We start from the raw sequence: 5929 nt of genomic DNA on the forward strand, positions 1-5929 counted from the left end.
TGACCCCGCCTCTCCCCTGTCACTTCGCGGCCCGGCCCCGCCTTTAGAAGCAGGGGCTGGCACACATGTCGCACTGCGGCGAGGTGTCGCCACGGAAGGCCCGGTTGACGATCATGACGACGTCCAGAACGTCGGTCGCGCAACTGCAATCGAGGTCGGTCCGTCCGACATGCGGGCAGAGTCCATCGACGGTGTCGGCCTGTCCGCGGAAGGCGACATTGACAACATTGACCACATCGAGTACGGAGGCGACGCCGTCGCAGGCGGGATCACCCTGGCAGGGGCAGTCACATGGGGAGCCAACGAAGATCGTGCCGCCGATGAAGCGGGGCTTGAAGTTGGCATAATTGGAGATCAGCCGCAGGGTGTACTGGCTGGCGCCGAGGGTGGCGGTGTCGAGGGTTTCGGCGCCGTTGATGGCCGAGGTGACCGTAATCCAGAGGTGGGCAACGATGTTATTGCCGGCCGGGATCGGGGTGCCGGTGCCGAGGGTGCGTATCCGCCACACCTTGGCGCTGGGCGCGTTGTAGACCGGTGTGGGGAACCCGCTCCAGTTGCCGGTGAGCGCGGTCTTGACCAGCGAGTCGACGGTGATCCCCGGGGTCCCGGAATTCACAAACGGCAAAAAGATCTCGGTCATCGGGTGGGAGTTCCGCAGACGGATCGGGATGCCCACCTTCTGCCCCATGACGAGGTTGGCCGTGTCGCCGTATTCGATCGTGTCGGCGACAGCGACGATCTGCTCGGGACGGATGCGCGTGTGCGGTCCGGTCGGACCGCTGGCGGTAAACTTGACCGAGTAGACCCCGGGATTAACGTAAGTGTTCTGGGCGTTGGCGGTCGTGGCGGTATTGCCGTCGCCGAATTCATACAGATACGGCCCGTTGGGCGCGTTGGGCGACACATCAGTGAAATTCACCGTGAGCGGGGCTTCGCCGAAACCGGTGTCAATGTCATAGTCGGCGGTCGACAGAACGGAGAGCGCGTTGTTGGCATTGACACGTCCGGTGCCCAGCAGTCCGACCCAGCCCGGGTTGTCGAGGTAGATGTCGGATGTGTAATTCAAAAGCAGGGTGTCCATCTCGGTCTTGTCGAACCAGGGATGGTGCGACTTGAGCAGCGCGGCGACACCGAGCACGGTCGGCGAGGCCATGGAAGTGCCGCCCAAGGCGGCATAAGTCGAAACGCCGTTGTTGCAATAAGTATTGTAAATGTTGTTTCCCGGCGCGGAGATGTCCACCCAGGCGCCGTAGTTGCTGAACGATGACTTGCCGCCGTTGGCATCCAGTGACGCGACCGCCAGGACGCCAAAGGTGGTGTCGATGATGTCGACATCGGAGACGTTGTCGTTGCCGGCGGCCTTGCAGACCACCAGTCCGTTGCTGACGGCATTGAGAATGGCGGTGCGAATCAGGGTGCCGGACGAACCCCAGGAGCAATTGAGTCCGAAGGCGCCCTTGGCGACGGCGTAGTCGGCGGCGGCGGCGCAGGCGGACATGATGACAAAGCCGTTGCCGTCGCTGGCCTCGTAGCCGGCGCGCAGACCCATGAGCTTGACACCGGGACGGCGGGCGTCGCGCTGGCCGCCGGCGATGCCGGCCACGGCGGTCGCATTGCCGGTGACCGCGCCGATGATGCCGTTGACGTGCGTGCCATGCCCGTTGAAGTCCATGGGATTGTTGTCGGGGCCGTTGCAGTCCTCACTCGGATTGCAGCCGCCCTGCACGGGCATCCAGTCGTAGCCGATCAGATCGTCGACGAGGGCGTTGCCGTCATCGTCGAGGCCGTTCATGTCGTCCGCATCCCACGGCACACCGTCGCCGTCGAGATCCTCGCCGGGATTGACCCAGGCGTTGGCCATCAGATCGGGGTGGTCATAGTCGAAGCCGGAATCGATGACGCCGACGATCACGGTGGAGTCGCCCACTTCGAGGTCCCAGGCCTGCTGGGTGTCGATGTCCTTGTTGAGGGCGTTGAAGTGGGTCCACTGCTGGCCGTAGTCGGGATCGTTGGGAACCAGCTCGAGCGGCGCGATATAGTCGGGTTCGGCGATTTCGACGTTGGGATCGGCCGCATAGTCGGCGACGGCCCTGAGCACATCGGTGCCGGGGGCCAGCTCGACGGTGAAATAGCGCGAGAGGCCATGGACATCGCGTTTGGGCACCGCGGCGGCGGCCAGACCCGCGTAGGCGGGGATGGTCGGATGGAAGTCACGGATGTCGTAGCGGACGTTCAGTTGGTCGAGGGAGCGCAGACCGCTGGCCATGGCGCTTTTGGCCAGACGCGCGGTCTGGGCCGCCTCGGGCTTGAGTTTGATGATGACATACCCCTCGCGGATCGTCACCGGGGCGGCGGCGGCCAGGGCGGGCAGCAACAGGCAGACCCCCACCAGGGCCAGAATCAGAGAGCGCGGCACAGCGGACATCGGAATCCTCCGTTTGACTTTCATCGGCAAAAAACGCGTGGGTCATAGGCGGCGCGCCGTCGGTGACGGGCACACCCTGATAACGCGCCATGGTCCATCATGTTCATTCGGGATGCGCGGACACATCCCCCGGATCGAGGCCAGGAGCGAGTCAGACGAAACGGGATGACCGGCAAGGGTGTCGACAGTGAACGCGGTGTGAGGGACCGTCCAACCCCTTCCCACGATGAAATTTAGCGTACCTGACCGCTTTTGTCAATCGGCGGTCATGGAGACCGTTCCGCAAGAAAAGGCCCCGGAGGAAAACCCTCCGGGGCCCGGTTGCGACCAATGAAACGGCTGCCCTACGGCGGCAACGGTGTGCCGTTGCGGAAGACATAGTTGATCAGAATGACCAGATCGAGAATGTCGAGCGTGGCATCGCCGTTGTAATCGCCCAGTTCGGGCGGCGTGGGCGGCGGCGCGCCGCGGAAGGTGTGGTTCACCTGCGCGACCACGTCGGTGACATTGATGACGCCGTCGTTGTTCCAATCGCCGCGCAGGAAGCTGAGGATCTTGTAGATCACCAGCCCGGTGTCGGCCGCCAGACCGTCGGAGGCGACAAAGAGCACGTTGTATACCTGATTGGCATTGGTTGCATCGGGGTCGAAGATGAACCGCCCGCCGTTGTTGAGCGAGTCGAGGAAGGTGGCGTTGGGCGGCAGATTCGGGACCGTGAGGGTCACGACCGGATTGTCGAGGTCCATGGCGCGCACGCCGATGGTGTCGATGCTGTACTGCGAGAGCCGGATCGTGTCGGTCGGGAAAACCGTCAGGAAGACCGGGGCGCGGTTGCCGGCCTCGACGACCTGGATGTGCACACGTTCTGTGTCGATGGTGCTGACATCCTGCGCGCGGAAGAGCGGATAGTAGTCACCCGCCTGGGTGAAGGTGGTCAGCCAGCGGAAGCGTCCGAGCCCGCCGCCCAGCGAGGTGAAGGTCGCACCGGGGGGCAGGTTTTGCGCGCTGACGACCGGCGTGGTGCCGTTGGCGTCGGTGGCGCTGATCACGAACACCAGCGAATCGCCTTCCATCACTGTCTTTGAGCCAATGGGCGCCAGCACCGGCGGGACATTGACCGGGCCGATGTTGAAGGCGTGCGGACGGGTCGTCTGCGTGGTGTCGTAGTCGCCATCGGTGGCCACGATCGTGATATTGAACGAGCCGAATTGGTCGTCGTAGTCCGGGCTGCAAGTGATGTAGAGTCGGCCGTTACCCGAATCGGCGTACGACATGTAGGAGCGCAGGCCGGTGGCGCTCATGACCGGCGCCGGACCGTCCAGATCGTAGGCCTTGATCCAGATGGTGACCGACTGCCCCTGCAGCATGCTGACGGCGACGAAATTGGTCGAAGCCGAGTCGATGACCGGCGGACGGTTCTGGTCGAGGATCGTGACCGGCACCAGCACGCTGTCCATCAGCCCCGGATTCTCGGCGTCCATGGCCACGAGGTAGACGTTATAGAGGCCGGCGTCGGGGTAGTCGGGACTGACGGTGATACCGCCGGTGCCGTCGCCGTTGTCGGTGAACGACGAGTTGGGCGGCAACGGACGCGCCACCAGCGAGGGGGTGGTGCAGTCGGGGTCGCTGGCCGAGACCGCGATTGTCAGGATGCTCTTTTCCAGCACCGACTGCGGGCCGGGATCGGCGACGATCGGCGGCTGATTGCCGCCGTCGAGGATGATCAACTGCACCAGTTGCGTGTCCGCGGCGTTGGACGCGTCGGTGACGATGAAGCGGATGAAGTAGGTGGAGTCCTGGCAGTAGTTGGGCGTCATGCGGAAGACGGCGCGGCCGTTGCCGGAGTCTTCGAGCGCGGCGTTGGGCAAAAGCGGCGAGACGCTGAACGCCAGCGCCTGGTTTTCCGGATCGGTGGCCGACAGCGGGGTGATGATCTGGGTTGCCTCGGTCACGGTCAGCGGATCGGCGATCGGCGCGAGCACCGGCGGCTGGTTGCCCGCCTCGCGGACCTGGATGAGAACGTTTTCGTTGTCGCTCAGAAGCCCATCGCTGGCGGTGAACGTCACCTGATACAGACCGGCCTGCAGGTAGGTTGGCCTGAAGGTGAGGGAACCGCGGCCGTTGCCGGAATCGACAAAGGCGGCATTGACCGGCAGCGCGCCGGTGGTCAGAATCGGAATTGTGCCATCCGGATCGGTGGCCGAGACGCCGAAGACCAGCGTGTCGCCCTCATAGACGCTCTTGGCGCCGATGGTCGCCAGAACCGGCGGCTGGTTCGTGTTTTGCACGGTAATCGTGATGGTCTCGTAGTCGGCCAGCGACGGGCTGCCGTTGTCGGTGACCAGGAAGGTGACCTGGTGCTGGCCGATTTGCCCGGCGGTCGGTTTGAAGCGGAACTTGCCGATGCCGCCGCCGGAATCGGCATAGTTGGCATTGGCCGGCACGTTGATCGCGGCCATGAACAGCTGATTGCCGGGGGGCGCGGTCGAGTCGGTGGCCACCACGCGGATGCGCAGCGAGTCGCCCAGGAGCACCGTGCGGTTGCCGATCGGGTACTGATTCGGCGGCAGGTTCTTTTCGATCACGTGGAAGATCACGTTCAACGTCGCCGTCGCCGAGGGCGAGCCGAAGTCGAGCGCGAGGATCTTCACCGTGTCGACACCCGCCTGCAGGTAACTCGGCTTAAAGCGCAGCGAGCCGACACCGTTGCCGGAATCGACGAAGACCGCGTTGGGCACATTGTTGAGCGTGCCGAGGATCAGGCCGCCGCCTTCGGGATCGACCGCGCGGATGCGGATGGCGACGCTGTCGCCCTCGTTGAGCGTGTCGGTCGGCACCGGATCGAAGACCGGCGGCAGGTTGCCCTGGTCGATGACGGTAATGAAGACCACTTCGGTATCGGCGGCGACGCCGTCGCTGGCGATGAAGCGCACCATATAGGCATTGCCGCCCTGAGCAAAGGACGTGGCGAAGACAAAGCCGCCGGCGCCGTTGAGCGAATCGGCGAAGGTGGCGTTGGCCGGCAGGTTTTCGGCAATCAGCGTCGGGATGGTCCCGTCCAAATCGCTGGCGCTGATGCGGAAGCTCAGGGTCTGCCCTTCGGGAATGTTGCGGTTGCCGATGAAGGCCAGAACCGGCGGCTGATTGCCGGCGTCGATCACGGTAATGTCGACCAACTCGGAATCGGCGGCGACGCCGTCGGAGGCGATGAACAGCACCTGGTAGAGCCCACCCTGCGCGAAGGTCGGGTTGAAGGTGAACGTCCCGGTGCCATTGCCGTTGTCGACGAAGTTGGCGTTGGCCGGAACGATCGGCACGGTGAGCACCGGGATTGAGCCATCGGCATCGGAGGCGAGCACATTGAACGCCAGCCCCTGCCCTTCCGTGACGCTGCGCGGGCCAATGGCGGCCAGAACCGGCGGGCGGTTGACGTTGTTGACCGTGATTGCGACCACTTCGCTGTCGGCCAGCAGGCCATCGGAGGCGATGAAGGTGACGCTGTAG

General features: G+C 64.3%; 2 protein-coding genes. Both read right to left on the reverse strand.

Annotation, left to right across the window (positions count from 1 at the left end):
* Nucleotides 1–43 precede the first annotated feature (43 nt).
* Nucleotides 44–2425 carry a S8 family serine peptidase gene (locus VNN55_04895; protein ID HWO56886.1) on the reverse strand — a complete coding sequence of 794 codons (2382 nt, stop codon included), beginning with the start codon at nucleotides 2423–2425 and terminating at the stop codon, nucleotides 44–46.
* A 344-nt stretch (nucleotides 2426–2769) separates the two neighbouring features.
* On the reverse strand, nucleotides 2770–5929 hold a 3160-nt coding region (locus tag VNN55_04900; GenBank protein ID HWO56887.1), incomplete at its 5' end, for an Ig-like domain-containing protein.

The organism is bacterium, assembly GCA_035559435.1.
Taxonomy (GTDB): domain Bacteria; phylum Zixibacteria; class MSB-5A5; order WJJR01; family WJJR01; genus JACQFV01.